We start from the raw sequence: 20636 nt of genomic DNA, 5'->3' as shown, positions 1-20636 counted from the left end.
GGTCCCGTCCTTCGTTGGGTGTCGGCGGCTCAGGTGGCGGGTCGCAGGCGCAGTCCCTGCATTCCGCCGTCGACCGCGAGTGCCGTACCGGTGACGGCCGCCGCGGCGGGGCTTGCGAGATAGGCGATGGCCGCGGCGACCTCGGCGGCCGTGACCAGCCGGCCCGTGGGCTGGCGGGCCTCCAGCGCGGCGCGCTCGGCGGCGGGGTCGTCGGCCCGGTCGAGCAGCCGGCCGATCCACGGGGTGTCGGCGGTGCCCGGATTGACGCAGTTGACGCGGATGCCCTCGCGGACGTGGTCGGCTGCCATGGCGAGGGTCAGGGACAGGACGGCGCCCTTGCTCGCACTGTAGAGGGCGCGCCCGGGCAGACCGGCGGTGGCGGCGATGGAGCAGGTGTGCGTGACGGAGACGCAGCCAGGACGTTCGGCGGCCGCGGCGCGCAGATGGGGAAGGGCGTGCCGGGCGACGCGGACCATGCCCGTCACGTTGATGTCCAGCACGCGGTGCCACTCGTCGTCGGAGTTGTCCGCGACCGTGCCGACGGCGCCGACGCCCGCGTTGGACACGACCGTGTGCAGGGCCCCGAACTCGGCGGCCGCCGTGTCGACGGCCGTGCGCACGGCGTCGTCGTCGGTGACGTCGGCCTTCAGCGCGAGGACCCCGTCCGGCGCTCCGGACGGGTCGCGGTCCAGGACGGCGACGCGGGCGCCCCGGTCCCGCAGCAGCGCGGCCACGGCCGCGCCGATGCCGGACGCTCCCCCGGTCACCACCGCACCCAGTCCTTCGAAGTCCCGTGCGAAGTCCGGTCCTGCGGCGCTCATCGGCTGACCTCCGGTGCGGTGCGGCGGGCCTGCCAGACGGGCCCGTACGGATAACTGTGGGCGGCGATCGACGCGGGCAGCATGCGCGCGGAGAACCCGGGTGCGCGCGGCGCCGCGTACCGGCCGCCGACGACCACGGCCGGGTCGGTGAAGTGCTCGTGGAGGTGGTCGACGTACTCGATGACGCGGTCCTCCCAGGTGCCGGACACGGCGACGTAGTCGAACATGGCCAGGTGCTGGACGAGTTCGCACAGCCCGACCCCGCCCGCGTGCGGACAGACCGGGACGCCGTACTTGGCGGCGAGCAGCAGGATGGCGAGGTTCTCGTTGACCCCTGCGACCCGTGCCGCGTCGATCTGCACGAAGTCGACGGCCCCGGCCTGCAGGAGCTGCTTGAACACGACGCGGTTGGCGACGTGTTCACCGGTGGCGACCTTGACGGGCTGGCCCGCGCGGACGGCGGCGTGGCCGAGTACGTCGTCGGGGCTGGTCGGCTCCTCGATCCAGTGGGGCTCGTACGGTGCGAGGGCGGTCATCCAGCGGACGGCGTCGTCGACGTCCCAGCGCTGGTTGGCGTCGACGGCGATGCGTACGGAGGGTCCGACGGCGGCGCGGGCCAGCTTCATGCGCCGGACGTCGTCTTCGATGTCGCCGCCGACCTTCAGCTTGATCTGACCGAATCCGTCGGCGACGGCCTCCTTGGCCAGCCGGACGAGTTTCTCGTCGGTGTATCCGAGCCAGCCGGGCGACGTGGTGTATGCCGGGTAGCCGCGCTCCCGCAGCCGCGCGGCGCGCTCGGCCCTGCCGGGCTCGGCGGCGCGCAGGATGGCGAGTGCCTCGTCGCGGGTGAGGACGTCGGTCAGGTAGCGGAAGTCGACCAGTCCGACGAGTTCCTCGGGCGTCATGGAGGCGAGGAACTCCCATACGGGGAGCCCGGCGTGGGTGGCGGCGAGGTCCCAGGCGGCGTTGACGACCGCGCCCGCCGCCATGTGCATCACGCCCTTCTCGGGGCCGAGCCAGCGCAGTTGGGAGTCATGGGTGAGGTCGGTGTGCAGCGCGGCGAGTCCGGCGGCGGTGAAGGGTGCGGGGCGGCCGACCACATAGGGCCGCAGCGCCTCCACGGCGGCGGCGACGACTTCGTTGCCGCGTCCGATGGTGAAGCAGAATCCGTGGCCTTCGCTTCCGTCGCCGAGGCGCAGCACGACGTAGGCCGCGGAGTAGTCGGGGTCCGGGTTCATGGCGTCGGAGCCGTCGAGCTGTTCCGAGGTGGGGAAGCGGACGTCGTGGACCTCGAACTCCGTGACGGTCTGACTCATGCACGCACCCCCGGTGAGCGGAACATCGGATCTCCCTGATGGACATCCGATGTATAGCGCCGAACGGGCGCGCCAGTCCAGGGTCCGGACGGAAAATCCCCTCACAGCTCGGATGAATAAGCCTCTCGTCGTCCCCGCCCCCCGACATCTGCCCGGCTCCGGGATGTTCACCCGGGCGTGCAAGGGGGCTGCGGCGGGGCACCCGACAAGCCGTAAGGTTGGGACGTAATAAAGGGAACTTCGGAAGGAGGCCTGGGTGATCGAGCTCGAGGGGGTACCCGAGCTGATCGACCCGGTCATGGTGGCCGCGTTCGAAGGCTGGAACGACGCCGGCGACGCCGCATCCACCGCGGTCGCTCACCTGGACCGGGAGTGGAAGGGCGAGGTGTTCGCGGCGCTCGACGCCGAGGACTACTACGACTTCCAGGTCAACCGGCCCACGGTGTGGCTGGACGGCGGTGTACGGAAGATCACCTGGCCCACCACCCGGCTCTCCGTGGTGCGCGTCGGCGGTGACAAGCCACGCGACCTGGTCCTGGTCCGCGGCATCGAGCCGTCCATGCGCTGGCGTTCGTTCTGCAACGAGATCCTGGGCTTCGCCCACGAGCTGGGCGTCGAGATGGTCGTGATCCTGGGAGCGCTGCTCGGCGACACCCCGCACACGCGGCCGGTGCCGGTCAGCGGCATCACCTCCGACCCGGATCTCGCGCGGACGATGGACCTGGAGGAGACGCGGTACGAGGGGCCGACCGGCATCGTCGGCATCCTCCAGGAGGCGTGCACCCACGCCGGGGTCCCCGCGGTGAGCCTGTGGGCCGCGGTCCCGCACTACGTGTCCCAGCCGCCCAACCCCAAAGCCACCCTGGCGCTGCTGAACCGCCTGGAGGACCTGATCGGCCTGCGCATCCCGCTCGGCGAACTGCCCGAGGACGCACGGGCCTGGCAGCTGGGGGTGGACCAACTGGCCGCCGAGGACACGGAAGTGGCCGAGTACGTGCAGACGCTGGAGGAGGCGCGGGACACCGCCGAGCTGCCCGAGGCGTCCGGCGAGGCCATCGCCCGGGAGTTCGAGCGCTACCTGCGGCGGCGTGACGGCGGGCACGGCGGCCACGCGACCGACGGCGGCGAGGGCAGCTCGTACCTGCGCGACACCTCCAGCGGGCGCACGCGTCCGCCCGCGCCGCCCCGGCCGGAACCGGATGCGGCGGAGCCGGGTGACGAGCCGGGCGCCGAGCGGGAGCCGGACCGCGGGGACGACGGCGGCGAGGCGACCGGGTCGTCGGAGGACTGAGGGTCCGAGGACCTAGGGACACGACGAGGAGCGGGGTGGTGCCGCAAGCCGGTGCCACCCCGCCGCGCGTACGGCCGCTCAGCCCTGGTCGAGGGCGACCACGTCGTCCTCGGTGTCGGGCGTCGGCGGCACGTCGAAGCTGGATCCGCGGCTCGGACAGAGCCGGCGCTCACAACGGTCGGTCCTGAGGCCGGCGACTGAGCGGCGAGGGTCGCAGGGCAAGCGCCCGCGTGCCGGGCGGGCGACCGCCCGCCCGGCACGCCCGGCTCCGTCCCTAGAGCGCCACGCCCAGCAGAGCGTCGACCGCGCGGGACACCAGCCCCGGAGCGCCCTCGTCCGAGCCGCCCTCGGACTGCTGCAGTGCGGCCCAGCGGTCGACCGCGGCGAGCGCCGCGGGGGCGTCGAGGTCGTTCGCGAGCGCCTCGCGGATCTCCTCCACCAGGCTGTCCGCGGACGGGCCGTCGGGCCGGGAGACGGCCGCGCGCCAGCGCCCGAGCCGCTCGACCGCGTCGCTCAGCACCGTGTCCGTCCACTCCCAGTCGGCCCGGTAGTGGTGCGACAGGAGGGAGAGGCGGATCGCGGCGGGGTCCACGCCGTCACGGCGCAGCTTGGAGACGAAGACCAGGTTGCCCTTGGACTTGGACATCTTCTCGCCGTCGAGGGCGACCATGCCCGCGTGCACGTACGCCTTGGCGAAGGGGTGCTCGCCGGTGAGCACCTGGGCGTGCGACGCGCCCATCTCGTGGTGCGGGAAGGCCAGGTCGGAGCCGCCGCCCTGCACGTCGAATCCCATGCCGAGGTGATCGAGGGCGATGGCGACGCACTCGATGTGCCAGCCCGGCCGGCCGCGGCCGAGGCTGCCGCCGTCCCAGCTGGGCTCGCCCTCACGGGCGGCCATCCACAGCATCGGGTCGAGGGGGTTCTTCTTGCCGGGGCGCTCCGGGTCGCCGCCGCGCTCCGCGGACAGCAGCCGCATCGCCTCGGCGTCGAGCCGGGAGACCTCGCCGAAGTGCGGGTCCGCCTCCACGGAGAAGTAGACGTCGCCCTCGAGCTCGTACGCGGCGCCCGCGTCCCGGAGCCGTTCCACGAGGGGAACGATGCCCGGTATCGCCTCGACGGCGCCGATGTAGTGCTGCGGGGGCAGCATCCTCAGGGCGGTCATGTCCTCGCGGAACAGGGCCGTTTCGCGCTCGGCGAGCTCGGTCCAGTCATGCCCGTCGCGGATCGCGCGCTCGAGCAGCGGATCGTCCACGTCCGTCACGTTCTGGACGTAGTGAACCTGCCGCTTGGTGTCGAGCCACACGCGCTGCACGAGGTCGAACGCGTTGTAGGTCGCCGCGTGACCCATGTGGGTCGCGTCGTACGGCGTGATGCCGCAGACGTAGATACGGGCGACGGGACCGGGGTCGAGGGTCACCAGACCGTCGGTCGCGGTGTCGTGGATCCGGAGGTCGCGGCCCTTGCCGGGCAGGGCGGGGACCTCAGAAGCGGGCCAGGCATGCATGCCTCGAGCCTAACCGGACGCATGTTCCGCATACGAACCGGATCACTGCTCTTGGCCGGTTGGGCACTCTTGCGATCAGCTGGGAACTGTGCCAGAGCGACCCGCTACACCGGCGGCCAGGGAATCGCAGGCCACTCGCCCGACGGGACGGGATGGGCACCCGAGGCCAGCAGCGCCGCCACACGGGCCCGTACGGCGGCGACTTCGGCGGAGGTGAGCAATTCGGCCAGACGGGTGGCGAGCGGCGCCCCGTCCGTGAGCGCGGCGGCCACCGACGTGAGCGTCTCGGTCGCCTCGGCGGGCAGCGGCTCCCCCGCCCAGCCCCACAGCAGCGTGCGCAGCTTGTCCTCGGTGTTGAACGTCACCCCGTGGTCGATCGCGTACAGGGCTCCATCGACCGTGGGCAGCAGGTGGCCGCCCTTGCGGTCGCCGTTGTTGATCACCGCGTCGAGCACGGCCAGGCGGCGCAGCCGCTCGTCGTCGGCGTGGACGAGCAGGGCCGTGCGCCCCTCGCCGACATCGGCGAAGCCGACCGCCTTCCAGCCCTCGCCCGGCTCCTCGTCCTCGACGAGCGCGAGCAGCGCGGCCTCCGGGTCGGCCTCGATCCACAGCTGGACCATGCCCTGCCCGTAGGGGCCGTCCCGCAGCACGGTGGGCGGCACGAGACCCCAGCCGGTGGCTTCCGAGAGCTCGTACGCCGCCACCTCGCGCTGGGCGAGCGTGCCGTCGGGGAAGTCCCACAGCGGACGCTCGCCGGCGATCGGTTTGTAGACGCAGTAAGCCTCGTCGCCCTCGTAGGCCACGGTGCAGTAGAGCACCGCGTTGGACGCCTCACGGAGCCGTCCGCGCACGGTGATCTCGCCCTTCGCCAGGAGGGTGAGCACGTCGGCCGTGCTCACGCGCCCCGTCGGTATCCGTTCTGGCGCGGGCATACGTGTCCTTCCGGATCGAGCGGCAGGCTGCACAGCGGGCACGGGGGCCGGCCGGCGTTCACCACGTCCAGCGCACGCTTGGCGAACGCCCTGGCCTGGGCGCCGGTGAGCCGGACGCGCAGCATCGGGGGGCCGTTCTCCTCGTCCTGCAGCAGCCGCTCCTCGGCCTCCGCGAGGTCCTCCTCGGAGTCCGCGTCGAGCTCGACGAGCGCCTGCGCCTCGACGATCATGCGCTGTTCCTCGCCGTCCCACGCCAACGCCATCGTGCCGACGCGGAACTCCTCCTCGACCGGATTGTCGAGCGGCGCGGTGTCGGCGACGTCCGCGGGGGCCATGGCCGGCACGGGTGCGTTGCCCCCGGTGCGGCGCACCACCTCGTCCAGGAGCTCGTCGATCCGCTCGGCGAGCGCGGCGACCTGGGTCTTCTCCAGAGCGACGCTGGTGACGCGCCCTGCGGCGGAAGCCTGCAGGAAGAACGTACGGCGTCCAGGCAACCCGACCGTGCCGGCCACGAAACGCTCCGGCGGGTCGTAGAGGAACACCTGACGGGACACGTCCTGTCTCCCTTGGGATCGGTCTTCGGATCGGTCTTTCGGCCCGTCCACCCTACTGCGCGACGCGATCACGGTGCGCCCGCGCCGCCTCCGACGACGGCACGTCCGCTCTCCTCGCTCCTCTCCTCCTCGCCGCTCACGCGCGGCACGAGCGAGTTGAAGTCCCCTGTGTCGCCAAGGCGCAGCAGGAAGGGGCGGGTGCGGGTGTAGCGGATCGCGGTGACCGAGCAGGGCTCTACGTGGATGCGCTGGAAGAGGTCGAGATGCATGCCGAGGGCGTCGGCGACCAGGGACTTGATGATGTCCCCGTGCGAGCACATCGCATAGACGGCGCCGTCGCCGTGCTCCTGCTCGACGCGCGCGTTCCAGTCGCGGACGGCGTCGACGGCGCGGGCCTGCATGGCGCGCATCGACTCGCCGCCGGGGAAGGCGGCGGCGGACGGATGCTGCTGCACGACCTCCATCAGCGGCTCGTCGGTGAGTTCGCCGAGTTTGCGGCCCGACCAGTCGCCGTAGTCGCACTCGCCGATCCGCCCGTCGGTCTCCAGGGTCAGCCCGGGCCGCGCGTCGAGCAGCGGCTGCAGGGTCTCGCGGCAGCGCTCCAGCGGGCTGGAGACGACGGCGGCGAGGGGCACCCCGGCGAGGCGGGCAGGCAGGCCGGCGGCCTGGGCTGCCCCGCGTTCGTCGAGGTGGACGCCGGGCGTCCGGCCGGCGAGCACACCGGCGGTGTTGGCGGTGGAACGTCCGTGCCGTACGAGGATGAGCGTGGCCATGGCCGCAAGCCTACGGCGGTCCGTCCCGCATGCCGGGGTCTGCCGGGTGATCGGGCAGGAGGCATCCCCTGAGCGTGACAAAGCCCCCTGCGTGGGCGGGCCGTGTCAGCCCCGGTGCGGTGGGTATCCGCCTACCGCGTGGTTCGACGACGGGCCGCCGGACACAATCGTCTCCGGAGAAGTGAGACTGTGACGCAACCTCGGCCTCCTACTGTGCGGCCGTCGACCTGGAGAAAATGCTCGGATGATCGTAGATTGCGCCATCTACCGCGACGGACGCCGCACCGAGGGCCCGTCGGACTTCTCCGACGCCCTGGACGAGGCGCGGGCCACGGGGGACGCCTTCTTGTGGATCGGCCTGCACGAACCGACGGAGAAGGAGTTCGACCATGTCTCCGAGGAGTTCGGCCTGCACCCGCTGGCGGTGGAGGACGCGCTCAAGGCGCATCAGCGGCCGAAGCTGGAGGTGTACGACGACTCGCTGTTCGTGGTGCTGAAGCCGGTGGTCTACGAGCCCGAGAGCGATGCGGTCAGCGCCGGCGAACTGATGGTCTTCATAGGGGACTCGTTCGTGGTGACGGTCCGCCACGGCGAGGGCGCCCCGCTGCGCGCCGTGCGCGAACGGCTGGAGGCCGAGCCCATGGTGCTGCGGCACGGGCCGACCGCGGTGCTCTACGCGATCAGCGACGCGGTCGTCGACCACTACATAGACGTGGCCGCCGAGCTGCAACTGGACCTGGAGGAGATGGAGGCGGAGGTCTTCGCCCCGGGCGGCAAGGACGCCAGGAACACGGCGGCGCGGATCTACACCTTCAAGCGCCAGGTGCTGGAGTTCCGCCGGGCGGCGGGGCCGCTGGCGGCGCCGATGACGCGGCTCGCGGGGGCCGGCGTGCCGTTCGTCGACGAGCACTCGCAGCCGTTCTTCCGGGATGTCAGCGACCATCTGACCCGGGCGAACGAGCAGGTGGAGGGGCTGGACCGGCTGCTGTCGGACATCCTGTCCGCCCATCTCGCGCAGATGGGCGTGCGGCAGAACGACGACATGCGCAAGATCTCGGCCTGGGCCGCGATGGCCGCGGTCCCGACGATGGTCGCCGGCGTCTACGGGATGAACTTCACCCACATGCCGGAGCTGCACTGGGTGTGGGCGTATCCGGCGGTCCTGCTGCTGATGGCGGGCGCGGTCGTCGGCCTGCACCGGCTGTTCAAGCACCGGGGCTGGCTGTAGGTCCGGCGTCGGACCGGTCAGACGGCGGGCGCGGGGGTGGGCGGCCCGTCGAGCGCTCCGCGCCGCTCCGGCATCGCGAGGGAGACCATGCGCCGCCAGCCGCCGAGCCGCTCGTACGCGTACACCCCGTGGATGCCCGCGGCGAGCGCCGCCGACTTGGCCGCCGGCCAGCGCAGCAGCCGGCCCATGTGGCCCATCACGGCCAGGCTGACGTCGCGGTAGACCGCGATCTCGTTGAGCGCACTCTCCCGCAGCACCTGCTGGATCCTGCGGCCGTGCCCGGCCGCGGCGAGGCGGAGCAACTCCTCGTGGCAGTAGGCCAGATGGTTGTTCTCGTCCGCGGAGATCATCGTGATGGCCCTCCCGACCTCCGGGTGGTCGCCGAAGTACGTGACGAGCGTGACCATCTGGTCGGCGGCGCGCTGCTCGGTGACCCGGCTGTGCGCGAGATAGACGACGATGTCCTCTTCGGTGAGCGGCTCGTCGCGGCGCAGTTTGTCGTGTGCGAGCCCTATGCCCCGCTTCTCGAGCAGCATCGTGTAGTCGGTCTCGGGTGGTACGGGGACAGGGTCCAGCCCCCGCTTCCTGAGGAGCGCGCCGAAGATCCGGCCGTGCTTGTCCTCGTCCGCGCCGTGGCGGGTGATCTTCGGTGCAAGATGACGCATGCTCTCGGGGACCAGAGCCGCGATGCGCGCGTTCTCCCAGCCGCCCTGCGTCTCGCCGCTGGCCGCGATGGAGCAGAACAACTGGTAGGTCTCGTCGCTGTCGACGATCTCCTGGAAAATGCTTCGGGCCGAGAGCATCGCTGCCACCTCCGTGAAGGCATCCGCAGAGAACGAGTCAAATGCGGGCCGCCGAACGCGGCAACAGGTGACGGGACCGACTCGTCCGAACGGGCGGTGGCACGCGGCGCCGCGGCAGTAACCGCCGCGCCGGTCGCGCGTTGTACCGCGTGACGGCCGTGGCGGGGAAGACCCCCGAGCCCCCACCACGGCCGCAGACTCCTCGTCAGGCGACGCCGGCGAGTTCCAGGGCCTCGGTGCCGGCGCGCAGCCCGGCGATGCGCTCGTCGAGCGTGAAACCGGCCGGGGAGAGGGTCAGGGTGGTGACCCCGGCGGCGGCGTAGGCCGTCATCCGGTCGGCGATCCGCTCCACGGAACCGAGCAGCGCCGTCTGGTCGATCAGCTGATGCGGCACCGCCGCGGCCGCGCCCGCCTTGTCGCCGGACAGGTACTTGTCCTGGATCTCGGCGGCCTCCTTCTCGTATCCCATGCGCTGGGCGAGCTGGTTGTAGAAGTTCTGCTTGCGGCTGCCCATGCCGCCGACGTACAGCGCGGTGTACGGGCGGAACATGTCGGCGAGACCGGTGACGTCGTCACCGACGGCCAGCGGCAGGGTGGGGCAGACATCGAAGCCGTCCATCGTCTTGCCGGCCTTCTCCCGGCCCGCGCGCAGGTACGTGACGGCGGTCTCCTCCAGGTGGTCGGCGGAGGGGAAGATCAGCAGGGCGCCGTCGGCGATCTCGCCGGTCTGCTCCAGGTTCTTCGGGCCGATCGCGGCGATGTAGAGGGGGATGTGCTCGCGCTGCGGGTGGACGGTGAGCTTGATCGGCTTGCCCGGACCGCCGGGGAGCGGGAGCGTCCAGTGCTCGCCCTCGTACGTCAGACGCTCGCGGGTCATCGCCTTGCGGACGATCTCGACGTACTCGCGGGTGCGGGCGAGCGGCTTGTCGAACTTCACGCCGTACCAGCCCTCCGAGACCTGGGGGCCGGAGACGCCGAGGCCGAGGCGGAAGCGGCCGCCGGAGAGCGAGTCGAGGGTGGCGGCGGTCATCGCCGTCATGGCGGGCTGGCGGGCCGGGATCTGGAGGATCGCGGAACCGACGTCGATGCGCTCGGTCTGGGCGGCGATCCAGCTGAGCACGGTGGGCGCGTCGGAGCCGTACGCCTCCGCGGCCCAGCAGACGTCGTAGCCGAGCCTGTCGGCCTCCTGCGCGACGGCGAGGTTGTCGCCGTCCATCCCCGCACCCCAGTAACCGAGGTTGATACCGAGCCGCATAACCGCTCCCTCTTACTGATCAGTAACGTCCCTGTTCCGGGGACTCTAGCGCGGGTGCCCGGGATACGGCAGGGGGAGGTTGTCCACAGGCTCTCTCGGCGTCGGCCCCTGGCCAGTAATCTCAGCGCCCATGGAGCAGAGGCATCTCGGCCGCACCGGCCTGCGCGTGTCCCGTATCGGACTCGGCACCCTCACCTGGGGCCGGGACACCGACGAGCACGATGCCGCCGACCTGTTGAAGGTCTTCTGGGAGGCGGGCGGGACGCTCGTCGACACGGCCGACGTCTACGGCGGCGGGGATGCCGAGTATCTGCTGGGCCGGATCGTGGAGCGGCTCGTGCCGCGCCGGGACCTGGTCATAGCGACGAAGGCGGGCAGCGTGCCCGATCCGGACCGGCGCTTCGACGGGTCGCGCGGGCATCTGCTCGCCGCGCTCGACGCGTCGCTGGAGCGGCTCGGGACGGATTACGTGGACCTGTGGCAGATCCACGCCTTCGACCCCGTCACACCGCTGGACGAGACGCTCCAGGCTCTGGACATCGCCGTCGCGAGCGGTCGGGCCCTGTATGCGGGGGTCTCCAATTTCTGCGGCTGGCAGCTGGCGAAGGCCGCGACCTGGCAGCTGGCGGCACCGGGGGTGCGGACGCGGCTGGCGAGCACGCAGATGGAGTACTCGCTGCTGCAGCGAGGGGTGGAGCGGGAGGTGCTGCCCGCCGCCCTGGACCTGGGCGTGGGGCTGCTGCCGTCGTCGCCGCTGGGGCGCGGTGTGCTGACCGGCAAGTACCGGACGGCCACGCCCGCCGACTCGCGTGGGGCGTCGGAGCACATGGCGCCCTTCGTGGAGCCGTATCTCGACGAGGCGGCGAGCCGGATCGTGGACGCGGTGGCGACGGCGGCGGACGGTCTGGCGGCGACGCCGCTGGAGGTGGCGCTGGCGTGGGTGCGGGACCGGCCCGGCGTGGTGGCCCCGATCGTCGGCGCGCGCAACGCGCAGCAGCTCACGGCGGCGTTGTCGGTGGAGGCGCTTAGTCTTCCTGACGAGATCTGCCAGGCGCTGGACGACGTGTCGGCGCCCGTGCACCGCTATCCCGACCAGGACTGGAGCACGCTGTGACCGCGCCCACCCCGGGGCGACCCCCCGGCCCCACACCCGCCGCGCCCGCCACGGCGGACCCGCAGCCCCCTGCTCCGGCGACCGCCGCGGCCGGGCCGCAGGGCACTGGCCCGGCGGCCACGGGGGCGCAGCCCCAGGGTGGCTCGGCCGACGCGGGCCCGCGGGCCGCCGGCCCGGCGGACGGGTCCGATGCACCGGACCCGGCGGGCGGGCCGGACACGGCGGGCGAAGGGGACGACGGCCAGAGCCCGGCAAAGGGGTCGGTCGCAGGCGCGGCAGCCGCCACGGGTGGCGACGCCGACGGGCCCGAGGCCGCGCTCCCGGCAGGCGACGCAGCCGCCGAAGGCGGTGCCCACGGCGCGGTGGACGAGTCGGCCTCGGGCCCGGCGACCGGGACGGGCGGCGACAGGTCCGATGCCCCGAACCCGGCGGGCGGTGGTCACGACGTGGGCGACGCAGCCGCCGACAGCGGCGCCGACGAGGACGGCACTCGCCAGGCTGCGGGCGGGCCGGGCACAGCGGCGGCCGACGGGGACGACGGCTCGAGCCCTGCGGACGGCGGCCACGGCACCGGTGCCTCAGCCGCTGAAGACGACGCCCAGAGCCCGGCGGGCGATGCCGCCGAGGGCAAGGACGAGGCCGAGGCGGAGATTGCCGCGCAGCGGGAACTGCGGGCGCGGATCGAGAAGCGGAAGGCCGAGCGAGGCGGGCCCATCGACAGTGGGACCAAGCTCAGCGGGAAGGCCGCCGATCTGCTCGCCGCCGTACGGGCAGTGGAGAGCGGCGACGCCGCCGGGACGGAGTTCTTCGACGCGGCGCCGCCCGTGCCCCGGCGTCCGGCGCCGGTGCCCGCACCCGCGCCCGCCGCGCCCGTCCGGGCTCCGGCGCGGGCGCCGAAGGTCACGCCCGAGACCCTGGCCGCCGTCCGGGCCGTGCTCGTGCGGGGCGGCGCGCCCGAGGCGCTGGCCGTCCGGGTCGCCGAGACCCTCGGCGAATCCGCCGCGGACCTGCTCGCCGACGACCCCTGGCAGCTGCTGTCCGTGCCCGGCGTCGGGCCGGAGCAGGCGGACGGCTTCGCGCGGGCGCTGCTCGGTGACGCGTGCGGACCCGGTGACGAGCGGCGCGCCTCGGCGCTCGTGGCCTGGCTGCTGGAGCGGGCGGCGCTCCAGGGGCACACCGCCCAGGACGCCTCCGCCGTGCGCGCCGCACTCGCCGAGCGCAAGGTGCCCGATCCGGAGCAGGCCGTCCAGCAAGCCGTCGCCGACGGTGCCGTCCTCGTCTTTCAGGAGGGCGTGGAGGACGAGCAGGACACCGAGCCGGTGACCGTCCTGCTGGGACTCGACCGTTACGCCATGGCCGAGGAGAGCCTGGCCGACGGGCTCGCCCGGCTCGTCAGGACCGGTCCGTCCGACGACTGGGAGGGCCCCGAGCTGGTCCGGGCCGCGGGCGCGCACGGGCTCGTCGTGCACACCGGCGGCGAGGCCGCCCGCGCCGAGCCGGTCGCCCTCGCGGCGAGGGCCCGTGAGCTCGGCCTGCGCACCGTCGTGGCCACGCACGGGGAGAACGGCAGCCGCAGGCTCGGTGCCGAGGCCGGAGCCGTCACGGTCGCGGCGCTGCTCTCGGGCGCGGCCGGACCGGGCCGGGACGAGGACGGCGCGCTCGCGCTCGACGTCCTGGTCGTCCTCGACGCGCCGCAGCTGGACGTGGAGACCGCAGCGATGCTCGTCGAGTCGATGCCCGACGGCAGCCGCCTGGTGCTGAGCGGCGACCCCGGCGTGCTCGGGTCGGCCGGAGCGGGCCGCGTGTTCGGCGACCTCATCGCCGCGCGCGTGTGCCCGCAGATCGCCTCGCGCACGCCCGACCCCGGCCCGCTCGGCGAGCTGGTGTCCGGCATCGGCGTCGGGGAGCTCAACCAGGTGCCGGCGCCGGAGAAGGAGATCGTGATCGTGCCGGTGCGGGACGCCGGGGAGGCCATCCACCGCACGGTGCAGCTCGTCGCCGACTCGGTGCCGCGGGCCATCGGCGTTCCGGCCGACCGGACGCAGGTGATCACCGTCGGCCACGGCGGCCCGGCGGGCACCCGCGCGCTCAACGCGGCCCTCAAGCAGCGGCTGAACCCGGGCCCCGGCCGGTTCGGCGGGTTCGACCCGGGTGACCGTGTCGCCTACGCCCAGGCGCCCGGCCGGACGCTGACCGGCACCGTGGTCTCAGCGGACGCGGAGGGACTGCGTCTGGACTGCGAGGGGACCAGGACGGTCGTCCCCAAGGAGCGGGTCGAGCCGGAGGTCCGCCACGGCTGGGCGCTCACGGCGCACCAGGCGGCGGGCATGCGCTGGCCGGCCGTGGTCGTGGTCCTGCCCGGGGACGCGGCGCAGATGTTGAGCAGGCCATGGGTCTACACCGCGTTCGGCCGCGCCGAGCGTCATCTGTCCGTCGTGCACGGCGTCGATCAGGCCCTCGCCCGTGCCGTGGCGGAGGTGCCGGGCGCGGAGCGTACGACCCGGCTGCACCCGCTGCTGGAGGGCCTGCTGGCGGCCCGGCCCGAGTCCTAGCACGGCCGCGGCCCGGGACGACGGCATCGCGTCGTCCCGGGCCGCGGCAGCGTGCCGGAGCCGCAGGGGCAAGGGCATGGCATCGGGCCGGACAGCGTCGAGAGGCGCCCGGCACCGAGACCGTCGTCACTCCTCCTGGTCGAGATCCTCCACCAGGTCCTCCTCGTCGAAGACCGAGCTGACGTCGAAGCGGCAGACGACCCGCTCTGGGTCCGCCTGGTCGAACGGGAGGTTCAGCCACTCCCCCGGTTCGGGCAGCTCGTCCGCGGCGGCCACCCAGAGCGTGGAGTCCCCCTCCTCCAAGCCGAACTCCTTGTGCCGCGATGCGATTTCGTCCGGTTCGTACTCCCCGAAGAGCACACCGAGCGCCGCGTGCACGCTCGCGCCGACGACCGGCGCGTTGTCGGGCTGGTCCGCCGCGTCCGGATCGAGATCGGCGATGCGCTGCGCCTGGGCGAGCAGCCGCTGCGGCTCCGCCACCGCGTAGTCGCGGCGGATCAGCACGGTGAGAGCGTTCGGCTCCTCGGGACCCGCGTACGGGGGCAGCGAGTCGTCGGCGCCGGGAATCTCGAAGGGTGTCACCTCGTCGTAGCGGTCGTAGAGCCTCTCGTCGTAGGCCTCCGCCGCCGCGGCGAGCGCGTTGAAGGCGTCGTAGACGGCCGGGTCGTCCTCACCCGTGCGGTTCTCGACCGCCGCGAGGTGACGGTCCAGTGCGGCTTTGACCGCCTCGGCGGCGGCACGTACCTCGGCAGCGGTGGGCTGCGCAGCATCAGACATAGTGCAGACGCTATCCGTACCGGGCCGCTGCCCGCACAATAGATGCGATGCCGGAATACGAATTCGTCGACGTGTACGTCCCTCGCGGGGTTTCCCGCAAGGAGGCGACCCGTCTGCTGACCGACCATGCCGAGTACGGACACTGGGAGTTGGACCGACTGACCCTGCACCGGGACGGCAGCCGCCGTGTGCGGCTGCGCCGGCGCATCATCCGACAGGTGCGCGCCACCTGGTGAGCGCACCGGCAACGGTCCGGGCCCGATCCGCGGGCGCAGACACGAGCCGGGCGCAGACGTAAGGAGCGGGCCTGCGGGCCCGCTCCTTCGTGTACCGCCTCAGCCGGACCGATCAGGCCGACGCGCGGGCCCGCCGGTAGAGGACCGCGCCCGCGAGCAGCAGTCCGACACCGGCCGGGGCGAGCACGTCGAGCGCGTCCATACCGGTCTCGGCCAGCTGGGCGCCCGTGACAGCCCGCGCACCGGGGGTGTTCGGCTCCTGCGGGTTCGACGGCGTGCTGGGGGTCGCCGGCGTCTCGGGCGTCTGGGGGTTGCCCGGCTGCTCCGGAGTCTGGGGGTTGCCCGGCTGCTCCGGAGTCTGCGGGTTACCCGGCTGCTCCGGAGTCTGCGGGTTACCCGGCTGCTCCGGAGTCTGCGGGTTACCGGGCTCGGCGGGCGTGGAGCCTTCGGAGCCGTTCCCGCAGTTCGCGGACGACGGGTTGAGAGCGCCGATGATCGTGACGCTGTTCCCGCACATGTTGACGGGCGCGGCGACCGGCGCCTGTACCTGGTTGCCCGAGAGGATGCCCGGTGAGTCGCTCGCCGTGCCGCTCGCCTGCGAGCTGCCGGCCTGGCTGCCCGCACCGGAGTCGCCGCCGGACACGTTGGCGCACATGTTGCCCACGGCGGGGTTGAGAAGTCCGATGACGTCCACGGTGTTCCCGCAGACGTTCACCGGAACGTGCACCGGCGCCTGGAGTGAATTCCCGGACAGTACGCCGGGAGAATTCGACGCTCCGCCGGTCGCCACCGAATCCGCCTGTGCGTAACCCCCGCCGAGCGCGAGTACGCCACTCGCGGCCGCTACGGAGATCAGACCTTTGCGCGTGACCTGTCGCATATGTTTCCTGCCTTCCAGCAGCTGTCAGAATGCCCCGGTGTGCTTCCCGGAGCTGGAAGAACCCGGGCGGCTCCGGAGTGCGGGCACGCACTCCCGAGCCGCCCGGAATCAAACCCGGGCCCTCCCGGGTCGAGTCACAGCGCTCAGAGGTTGGCGCATTCGTTGGCGAAGGCGGGGTTCAGCAGCCCGACGGCGTCGACCGTGTTGCCGCACAGGTTCACCGGCACGTGGAGCGGCACCTGGACAGCGTTGCCCGAGAGCACGCCGGGGGACTGCGCGGCAGCGCCCTGGGCACCGGAGTCGGCCATGGCCACGCCCGCGCCTGCGAGCACCAGACCGCCAGTGGCAGCCGCAGCAGCGACGACCTTCTTGATCATTATTCCTCCTTGTTGGCAATACGGCCCCAGCCGCGGACCGCATCACCTGTAACGAGGAGGGCGCATGGGGGCTACGAGTCGAAACCTCCATTCACTCTTTCCGGTCACCGCCGCACATTCGGGCGATTATGAGAGCTTCGTTCCATCCCTTCGGCGCGTTTTCGGCCGGCAGTGGTGTGTCAGCACTGGTCCAGGAATCGGTCGAGCACGCGGACCCCGAACTTCAGGCCGTCCACCGGGACCCGCTCGTCCACGCCATGGAACATGCCCGCGAAGTCCAGCTCCGGGGGCAGCTTCAGCGGCGCGAAGCCGAAGCAGCGGATACCGAGGTCGTCGAAGGACTTGGCGTCCGTCCCGCCGGAGAGCATGTACGGCACGGCCCGGGCGATCGGGTCCTCGGCCTTGAGCGCCACCTGCATGGCGTCCACGAGTGCCCCGTCGAAGCTGGTCTCCAGCGCCTTGTCGCCGTGGACGTCCTCGCGCCTGACCCGGGGGCCGAGCAGCCGGTCCAGGTCCGCGAGGAACTCCTCCTCGTAGCCCGGCAGGAAGCGCCCGTCGACGTGCGCGGTCGCCTGGCCGGGGATGACGTTCACCTTGTAGCCGGCGCCGAGCATGGTGGGGGCGGCGGAGTTGCGCAGGGTCGCCCCGATCATCTTGGCGATGCCGCCGAGCTTGGCGAGCGTGGCGTCCATGTCCTCGGGGTCGAGCGGGGTGCCGAGCGCGTCGGACAGCTCGTCGAGGAAGGAGCGGACGGTCTTGGTCACCCTGACCGGCCACTGGTGGCGGCCGAGGCGGCCGACGGCCTCGCACAGCTCGGTGATGGCGTTGTCGTTGTTGGTCATCGAGCCGTGGCCCGCCGTGCCGTCGACGGTCAGGCGCATCCAGTGCATGCCCTTCTGCGCCGTCTCGACCAGGTAGAGGCGCAGGTTCTCGTTCACGGTGAAGGAGAATCCGCCGACTTCGCCGATCGCCTCGGTGACGCCCTCGAAGAGGTCGGGGTGGTTGTCGACCAGGTGGCGAGCGCCGTACGTGCCGCCGGCCTCCTCGTCGGCGAGGAACGCCAGCACGACGTCGCGCGGCGGCTTGCGACCGCTGCGCAGCCTGTCGCGTACGACCGCCAGCGTCATCGCGTCCATGTCCTTCATGTCCACCGCGCCGCGGCCCCAGACGCAGCCGTCCGCGATCTCGCCCGAGAACGGGTGGTGCGTCCAGTCGGCGGCGTTCGCCGGGACGACGTCGGTGTGACCGTGGATGAGCAGCGCGGGCCGGGACGGGTCCTCACCCTCGATGCGCGCCACGGTGGAGGCCCTGCCCTTGTGCGACTCGAAGATCTGCGGCTCCAGCCCCACCTCGGCGAGCTTCTCGGCGACGTACTCGGCCGCGGCGCGCTCGCCGGGGCCCGAGTGGTCGCCGTAGTTGCTGGTGTCGATCCGGATCAGCTCACGACAGAGGTCGACGACCTCGTCCTCACCCGAGACGCCCCGGGCCGTGTTCGACTCGCTCACGCTGATTCCTCCCACTGTCGCTGCTGGTGGTCAGCCCTCATCCTCCCGCCATGCCGGTCATTGCCCAAGGGCGGCCTCCGGACGTCACGGGGCGTTCACGGAACCGGGGGTGTGATCGAGGGGGGCCGAATGTTTGCTATGGTTTTCCACGTCGGAACGGCCCAGGGCCGCGAGACAGACACCTTGTCCGGGTGGCGGAATGGCAGACGCGCTAGCTTGAGGTGCTAGTGCCCTTTATCGGGCGTGGGGGTTCAAGTCCCCCCTCGGACACCAGTGAGATCCCCACGGCGTGCCGTGGGGATCTTCGTGTCTTCCGGGGAGGTGCTGATGGGTTTCCTGCTGGTCGCGGGAGCGATCGTCTCCGAGGTGATGGCGACTCTGGCGCTGCGCGCCTCGCACGGGCTGAACAGACCGGGTCCGAGCGTGCTGGTGGTCGTCGGGTACGGCGCGGCGTTCGTGATGCTGGCGCAGGCGCTCAAGACCCTGAATGTCGGTCCCGTGTACGCGGTGTGGTCGGGGGTCGGGACGGTCGGGGCGTTCCTCGGCGGCGTCTGGCTCTTCGACGAACCCGTCAGGCCCGCGACGCTGATCGGGGTCGCGCTCGTCATGATCGGCGTCGCGGTGATGTACCTCGGCGGTGGAATGGAGCACTGAGGCGGGGACTTGGACGCGGTGGGCATACAGTCTCGTCGTGAGACGCAGAAACAGGGCCCCGCGGTCGCCGCTCCCCCAGCGCGACGGCATCGACCCGGTGCGGCTGCGGCTGCCCGCCGATCCGGACGGCCTGTGGGCCACCGTGCGGGACCATCTCGTGGAGCGGTACGCGAACGCCATCGGGACCGAGCAGGTCGACGCCATGCTCGACGAGGGCCGTATCGTCTCGGCGGACGGCCCGGTCACGGCCGGTGAGCCGTACGAGGCGGGGCGGTATCTGTTCTTCCACCGGGATTTCGCCGCCGAGGAGCGGGTGCCCTTCGAGGTGGGCATCGTGCACCGCGACGAACGCCTGGTGATCGCCGACAAGCCGCACTTCCTCGCCACCGTTCCGCGCGGCAGCCACATCACCGAGACCGCGCTGGCGCGGCTGCGCCGCGATCTGGGGCTGCCGGAGCTGCAACCGGCGCACCGGCTGGACCGGCTGACCGCGGGGCTGGTGCTGTTCGTCGTACGGCCCGGGGACCGGGGCGCCTACCAGACGCTGTTCCGGGACCGGCGGGTGCGCAAGGAGTACGAGGCGATCGCGCCGTACGACCCGTCGGTGGCCCTGCCCCGTACCGTACGCAGCCGGATCGAGAAGGAGCGCGGGGTGATCGCCGCCCGGGAGACGCCGGGCGAGCCGAACAGCGAGAGCCGGATCGAGCTGCTGGAGGCACGTGGCGCGCTCGGCCGGTACCGGCTGCTGCCGGCCACCGGCCGAACGCACCAGCTGCGCGTGCACATGAACGCCCTGGGGCTGCCGATCCTGTACGACCCGGTCTATCCGGAGGTACGGGAGCCGGGGCCTGAGGACTGCACCCAGCCGCTGCAGCTCCTCGCCCGTGCCCTGGAGTTCACCGATCCGGTGACGGGTGAGGCGTGCCGTTTCGAGAGCCGGCTGCGGCTGGCGGCGTGGTGATCAGTGGCGTGATCACAGGAGGACGACCGAGCGCAGGACGTCGCCCTCGTGCATCCGGGCGAAGGCCGCCTCGACATCGCCGATGCCGATGGTCTCCGTCACGAAGGCGCCGAGGTCGATGCGGCCCTGCTGGTGGAGGTCGATGAGCATCGGGAAGTCGCGGGAGGGCAGGCAGTCCCCGTACCACGACGACTTGAGGGCTCCGCCGCGGCCGAAGACGTCGAGCAGGGGCAGTTCGAGTTTCATGTCGGGGGTGGGCACGCCGACGAGGACGACCGTGCCGGCCAGGTCGCGGGCGTAGAAGGCCTGCCGGTACGTCTCCGGGCGGCCGACGGCCTCGATGACGACGTCCGCGCCGAAGCCGCCGGTGAGTTCGCGGATCGCCTCAACGGGGTCCGCGGAGCGGGAGTTGACGGTGTGGGTGGCGCCCATGGAGCGGGCGGTCTCCAGCTTGCGGTCGTCGATGTCGACCGCGATGATCTTCGCCGCTCCGGCGAGGTGCGCGCCGACGACGGCCGCGTCGCCGACGCCGCCGCAGCCGATGACGGCGACCGTGTCACCGCGGCCGACCCCGCCCGTGTTGACGGCGGCCCCGATGCCCGCCATGACCCCGCAGCCGAGCAGTCCGGCGACGGCCGGGGAGACCGCGGGGGCGACCTTGGTGCACTGACCCGCGGCGACGAGGGTCTTCTCGGCGAAGGCGCCGATGCCCAGGGCGGGTGACAGTTCGGTGCCGGAGGCGGTGAGCGTCATCCGCTGCCGGGCGTTGTGCGTGTCGAAGCAGTACCAGGGCCTGCCGCGCCGGCAGGCGCGACACCGTCCGCAGACGGCGCGCCAGTTGAGGATCACGAAGTCGCCCGGCGCGACGTCGGTGACACCGTCGCCGACGGACTCCACGACTCCGGCCGCCTCGTGGCCCAGCAGGAACGGGAACTCGTCGTTGATCCCGCCCTGCTTGTAGTGCAGGTCGGTGTGGCAGACGCCGCACGCCTGCACCTGCACGACCGCCTCGCCCGGCCCGGGGTCGGGGACGGTGATCGTCTCGACCCGCACCGGCTCGTTCTTCCCGGGTGCGATCACACCTTGCACCTGCTGGGGCATCG

General features: G+C 72.3%; 20 protein-coding genes and 1 tRNA gene. 8 read left to right on the top strand and 13 right to left on the bottom strand.

Features of this window, described 5'->3' with window-relative positions:
• Positions 1 to 29 precede the first annotated feature (29 nt).
• Both QFZ82_RS31105 and QFZ82_RS31100 read right to left on the bottom strand, forming a co-directional pair.
• Positions 30 to 821 (bottom strand): SDR family NAD(P)-dependent oxidoreductase, encoded by a 792-nt coding sequence (locus QFZ82_RS31105; RefSeq protein WP_307716299.1) that lies wholly within the window; start codon positions 819 to 821, stop codon positions 30 to 32.
• Positions 818 to 2137, bottom strand: coding sequence for an enolase C-terminal domain-like protein (locus QFZ82_RS31100; protein WP_307716298.1), 1320 nt, complete (start codon positions 2135 to 2137; stop codon positions 818 to 820). Before QFZ82_RS31100 ends, QFZ82_RS31105 begins: the two co-directional genes overlap by 4 nt.
• A gap of 256 nt (positions 2138 to 2393) precedes the next feature.
• Here QFZ82_RS31100 and QFZ82_RS31095 point away from each other — a divergent pair, with 256 nt between their 5' ends.
• Positions 2394 to 3428: a PAC2 family protein gene (locus QFZ82_RS31095; protein WP_307716297.1), complete on the top strand. Its 1035-nt coding sequence runs from the start codon at positions 2394 to 2396 to the stop codon at positions 3426 to 3428.
• A 274-nt stretch (positions 3429 to 3702) separates the two neighbouring features.
• Here the strand turns inward: QFZ82_RS31095 and mshC are convergent, their stop codons facing one another.
• The 4 genes from mshC to QFZ82_RS31075 all read right to left on the bottom strand — a co-directional run bounded on the left by mshC (position 3703) and on the right by QFZ82_RS31075 (position 7191).
• Complete coding sequence (gene mshC, locus QFZ82_RS31090; protein ID WP_307716296.1) at positions 3703 to 4932, bottom strand: cysteine--1-D-myo-inosityl 2-amino-2-deoxy-alpha-D-glucopyranoside ligase; 1230 nt, start codon at positions 4930 to 4932, stop codon at positions 3703 to 3705.
• 104 nt (positions 4933 to 5036) lie between these two features.
• Positions 5037 to 5864 (bottom strand): SCO1664 family protein, encoded by an 828-nt coding sequence (locus QFZ82_RS31085; RefSeq protein ID WP_307716295.1) that lies wholly within the window; start codon positions 5862 to 5864, stop codon positions 5037 to 5039.
• A complete protein-coding gene (locus QFZ82_RS31080; protein ID WP_256524417.1) occupies positions 5828 to 6418 on the bottom strand; it encodes a DUF3090 domain-containing protein in 591 nt (196 codons plus the stop codon). The genes QFZ82_RS31085 and QFZ82_RS31080 overlap by 37 nt, the downstream gene beginning before the upstream one ends.
• A 68-nt stretch (positions 6419 to 6486) precedes the next feature.
• On the bottom strand, positions 6487 to 7191 hold the full coding sequence (locus QFZ82_RS31075; protein WP_307716294.1) for a histidine phosphatase family protein: 705 nt from the start codon (positions 7189 to 7191) through the stop codon (positions 6487 to 6489).
• 244 nt (positions 7192 to 7435) lie between these two features.
• Between QFZ82_RS31075 and corA the strand changes: the two genes are divergently transcribed.
• Positions 7436 to 8419 (top strand): magnesium/cobalt transporter CorA, encoded by a 984-nt coding sequence (corA, locus tag QFZ82_RS31070; protein WP_307716293.1) that lies wholly within the window; start codon positions 7436 to 7438, stop codon positions 8417 to 8419.
• Between the two features lie 17 nt (positions 8420 to 8436).
• Here corA and QFZ82_RS31065 read toward each other — a convergent pair whose 3' ends face one another.
• Complete coding sequence (locus tag QFZ82_RS31065) at positions 8437 to 9222, bottom strand: ferritin-like domain-containing protein (protein WP_307716292.1); 786 nt, start codon at positions 9220 to 9222, stop codon at positions 8437 to 8439.
• 205 nt (positions 9223 to 9427) lie between these two features.
• The gene (locus tag QFZ82_RS31060; RefSeq protein ID WP_307716291.1) at positions 9428 to 10477 is read right to left on the bottom strand and encodes an LLM class F420-dependent oxidoreductase; all 1050 of its coding nucleotides are present in this window, start codon (positions 10475 to 10477) and stop codon (positions 9428 to 9430) included.
• 130 nt (positions 10478 to 10607) lie between these two features.
• Here QFZ82_RS31060 and QFZ82_RS31055 point away from each other — a divergent pair, with 130 nt between their 5' ends.
• Both QFZ82_RS31055 and QFZ82_RS31050 read left to right on the top strand, forming a co-directional pair.
• Positions 10608 to 11591 (top strand): aldo/keto reductase, encoded by a 984-nt coding sequence (locus QFZ82_RS31055; RefSeq protein ID WP_307716290.1) that lies wholly within the window; start codon positions 10608 to 10610, stop codon positions 11589 to 11591.
• A gap of 362 nt (positions 11592 to 11953) precedes the next feature.
• Positions 11954 to 14143 carry a helix-hairpin-helix domain-containing protein gene (locus tag QFZ82_RS31050; RefSeq protein ID WP_373429452.1) on the top strand — a complete coding sequence of 730 codons (2190 nt, stop codon included), beginning with the start codon at positions 11954 to 11956 and terminating at the stop codon, positions 14141 to 14143.
• Positions 14144 to 14269: 126 nt separating this feature from the next.
• Here the strand turns inward: QFZ82_RS31050 and QFZ82_RS31045 are convergent, their stop codons facing one another.
• Complete coding sequence (locus QFZ82_RS31045; RefSeq protein WP_307716288.1) at positions 14270 to 14920, bottom strand: hypothetical protein; 651 nt, start codon at positions 14918 to 14920, stop codon at positions 14270 to 14272.
• A 47-nt stretch (positions 14921 to 14967) separates the two neighbouring features.
• On the opposite strand from QFZ82_RS31045, the gene QFZ82_RS31040 reads away from it, so the two are divergent.
• Complete coding sequence (locus QFZ82_RS31040; RefSeq protein ID WP_100106356.1) at positions 14968 to 15156, top strand: DUF5703 family protein; 189 nt, start codon at positions 14968 to 14970, stop codon at positions 15154 to 15156.
• 112 nt (positions 15157 to 15268) lie between these two features.
• On the opposite strand, the gene QFZ82_RS31035 is transcribed toward QFZ82_RS31040, so the two are convergent.
• From QFZ82_RS31035 to QFZ82_RS31025, 3 genes are all read right to left on the bottom strand, one after another.
• The gene (locus QFZ82_RS31035; RefSeq protein WP_307716287.1) at positions 15269 to 16036 is read right to left on the bottom strand and encodes a chaplin; all 768 of its coding nucleotides are present in this window, start codon (positions 16034 to 16036) and stop codon (positions 15269 to 15271) included.
• Positions 16037 to 16179: 143 nt separating this feature from the next.
• The gene (locus QFZ82_RS31030; protein ID WP_307716286.1) at positions 16180 to 16413 is read right to left on the bottom strand and encodes a chaplin; all 234 of its coding nucleotides are present in this window, start codon (positions 16411 to 16413) and stop codon (positions 16180 to 16182) included.
• A gap of 179 nt (positions 16414 to 16592) precedes the next feature.
• A complete protein-coding gene (locus QFZ82_RS31025) occupies positions 16593 to 17918 on the bottom strand; it encodes a M20/M25/M40 family metallo-hydrolase (protein WP_307716285.1) in 1326 nt (441 codons plus the stop codon).
• A 185-nt stretch (positions 17919 to 18103) separates the two neighbouring features.
• Here QFZ82_RS31025 and QFZ82_RS31020 point away from each other — a divergent pair.
• The 3 genes from QFZ82_RS31020 (at position 18104) to QFZ82_RS31010 (ending at position 19533) form a co-directional block, all read left to right on the top strand.
• Positions 18104 to 18191, top strand: a tRNA-Leu gene (locus QFZ82_RS31020).
• A 33-nt stretch (positions 18192 to 18224) separates the two neighbouring features.
• Positions 18225 to 18572: a multidrug efflux SMR transporter gene (locus tag QFZ82_RS31015; protein ID WP_307716284.1), complete on the top strand. Its 348-nt coding sequence runs from the start codon at positions 18225 to 18227 to the stop codon at positions 18570 to 18572.
• 37 nt (positions 18573 to 18609) lie between these two features.
• The gene (locus QFZ82_RS31010; RefSeq protein WP_307716283.1) at positions 18610 to 19533 is read left to right on the top strand and encodes a pseudouridine synthase; all 924 of its coding nucleotides are present in this window, start codon (positions 18610 to 18612) and stop codon (positions 19531 to 19533) included.
• 12 nt (positions 19534 to 19545) lie between these two features.
• On the opposite strand, the gene QFZ82_RS31005 is transcribed toward QFZ82_RS31010, so the two are convergent.
• Positions 19546 to 20634, bottom strand: a complete 1089-nt coding sequence (locus QFZ82_RS31005) for an S-(hydroxymethyl)mycothiol dehydrogenase (RefSeq protein WP_307716282.1) — start codon at positions 20632 to 20634, stop codon at positions 19546 to 19548.
• Between the last annotated feature and the right edge of the window lie 2 nt (positions 20635 to 20636).

This window comes from Streptomyces sp. V4I23, assembly GCF_030817975.1.
Taxonomy (GTDB): domain Bacteria; phylum Actinomycetota; class Actinomycetes; order Streptomycetales; family Streptomycetaceae; genus Streptomyces.
The sequence above is the reverse complement of the archived record's forward strand: the minus strand, read 5'-3'. Positions and strand labels throughout refer to the sequence as shown.

Coding starts and splice junctions, on each gene's coding strand:
- QFZ82_RS31105 (WP_307716299.1), bottom strand. CDS start 821: ATGAGCGCCGCAGGACCGGACTTCGCACGGGACTTCGAAGGACTGGGT.
- QFZ82_RS31100 (WP_307716298.1), bottom strand. CDS start 2,137: ATGAGTCAGACCGTCACGGAGTTCGAGGTCCACGACGTCCGCTTCCCC.
- mshC (WP_307716296.1), bottom strand. CDS start 4,932: ATGCATGCCTGGCCCGCTTCTGAGGTCCCCGCCCTGCCCGGCAAGGGC.
- QFZ82_RS31085 (WP_307716295.1), bottom strand. CDS start 5,864: ATGCCCGCGCCAGAACGGATACCGACGGGGCGCGTGAGCACGGCCGAC.
- QFZ82_RS31075 (WP_307716294.1), bottom strand. CDS start 7,191: ATGGCCACGCTCATCCTCGTACGGCACGGACGTTCCACCGCCAACACC.
- corA (WP_307716293.1), top strand. CDS start 7,436: ATGATCGTAGATTGCGCCATCTACCGCGACGGACGCCGCACCGAGGGC.
- QFZ82_RS31065 (WP_307716292.1), bottom strand. CDS start 9,222: ATGCTCTCGGCCCGAAGCATTTTCCAGGAGATCGTCGACAGCGACGAG.
- QFZ82_RS31060 (WP_307716291.1), bottom strand. CDS start 10,477: ATGCGGCTCGGTATCAACCTCGGTTACTGGGGTGCGGGGATGGACGGC.
- QFZ82_RS31055 (WP_307716290.1), top strand. CDS start 10,608: ATGGAGCAGAGGCATCTCGGCCGCACCGGCCTGCGCGTGTCCCGTATC.
- QFZ82_RS31045 (WP_307716288.1), bottom strand. CDS start 14,920: ATGTCTGATGCTGCGCAGCCCACCGCTGCCGAGGTACGTGCCGCCGCC.
- QFZ82_RS31040 (WP_100106356.1), top strand. CDS start 14,968: ATGCCGGAATACGAATTCGTCGACGTGTACGTCCCTCGCGGGGTTTCC.
- QFZ82_RS31035 (WP_307716287.1), bottom strand. CDS start 16,036: ATGCGACAGGTCACGCGCAAAGGTCTGATCTCCGTAGCGGCCGCGAGT.
- QFZ82_RS31030 (WP_307716286.1), bottom strand. CDS start 16,413: ATGATCAAGAAGGTCGTCGCTGCTGCGGCTGCCACTGGCGGTCTGGTG.
- QFZ82_RS31005 (WP_307716282.1), bottom strand. CDS start 20,634: ATGCCCCAGCAGGTGCAAGGTGTGATCGCACCCGGGAAGAACGAGCCG.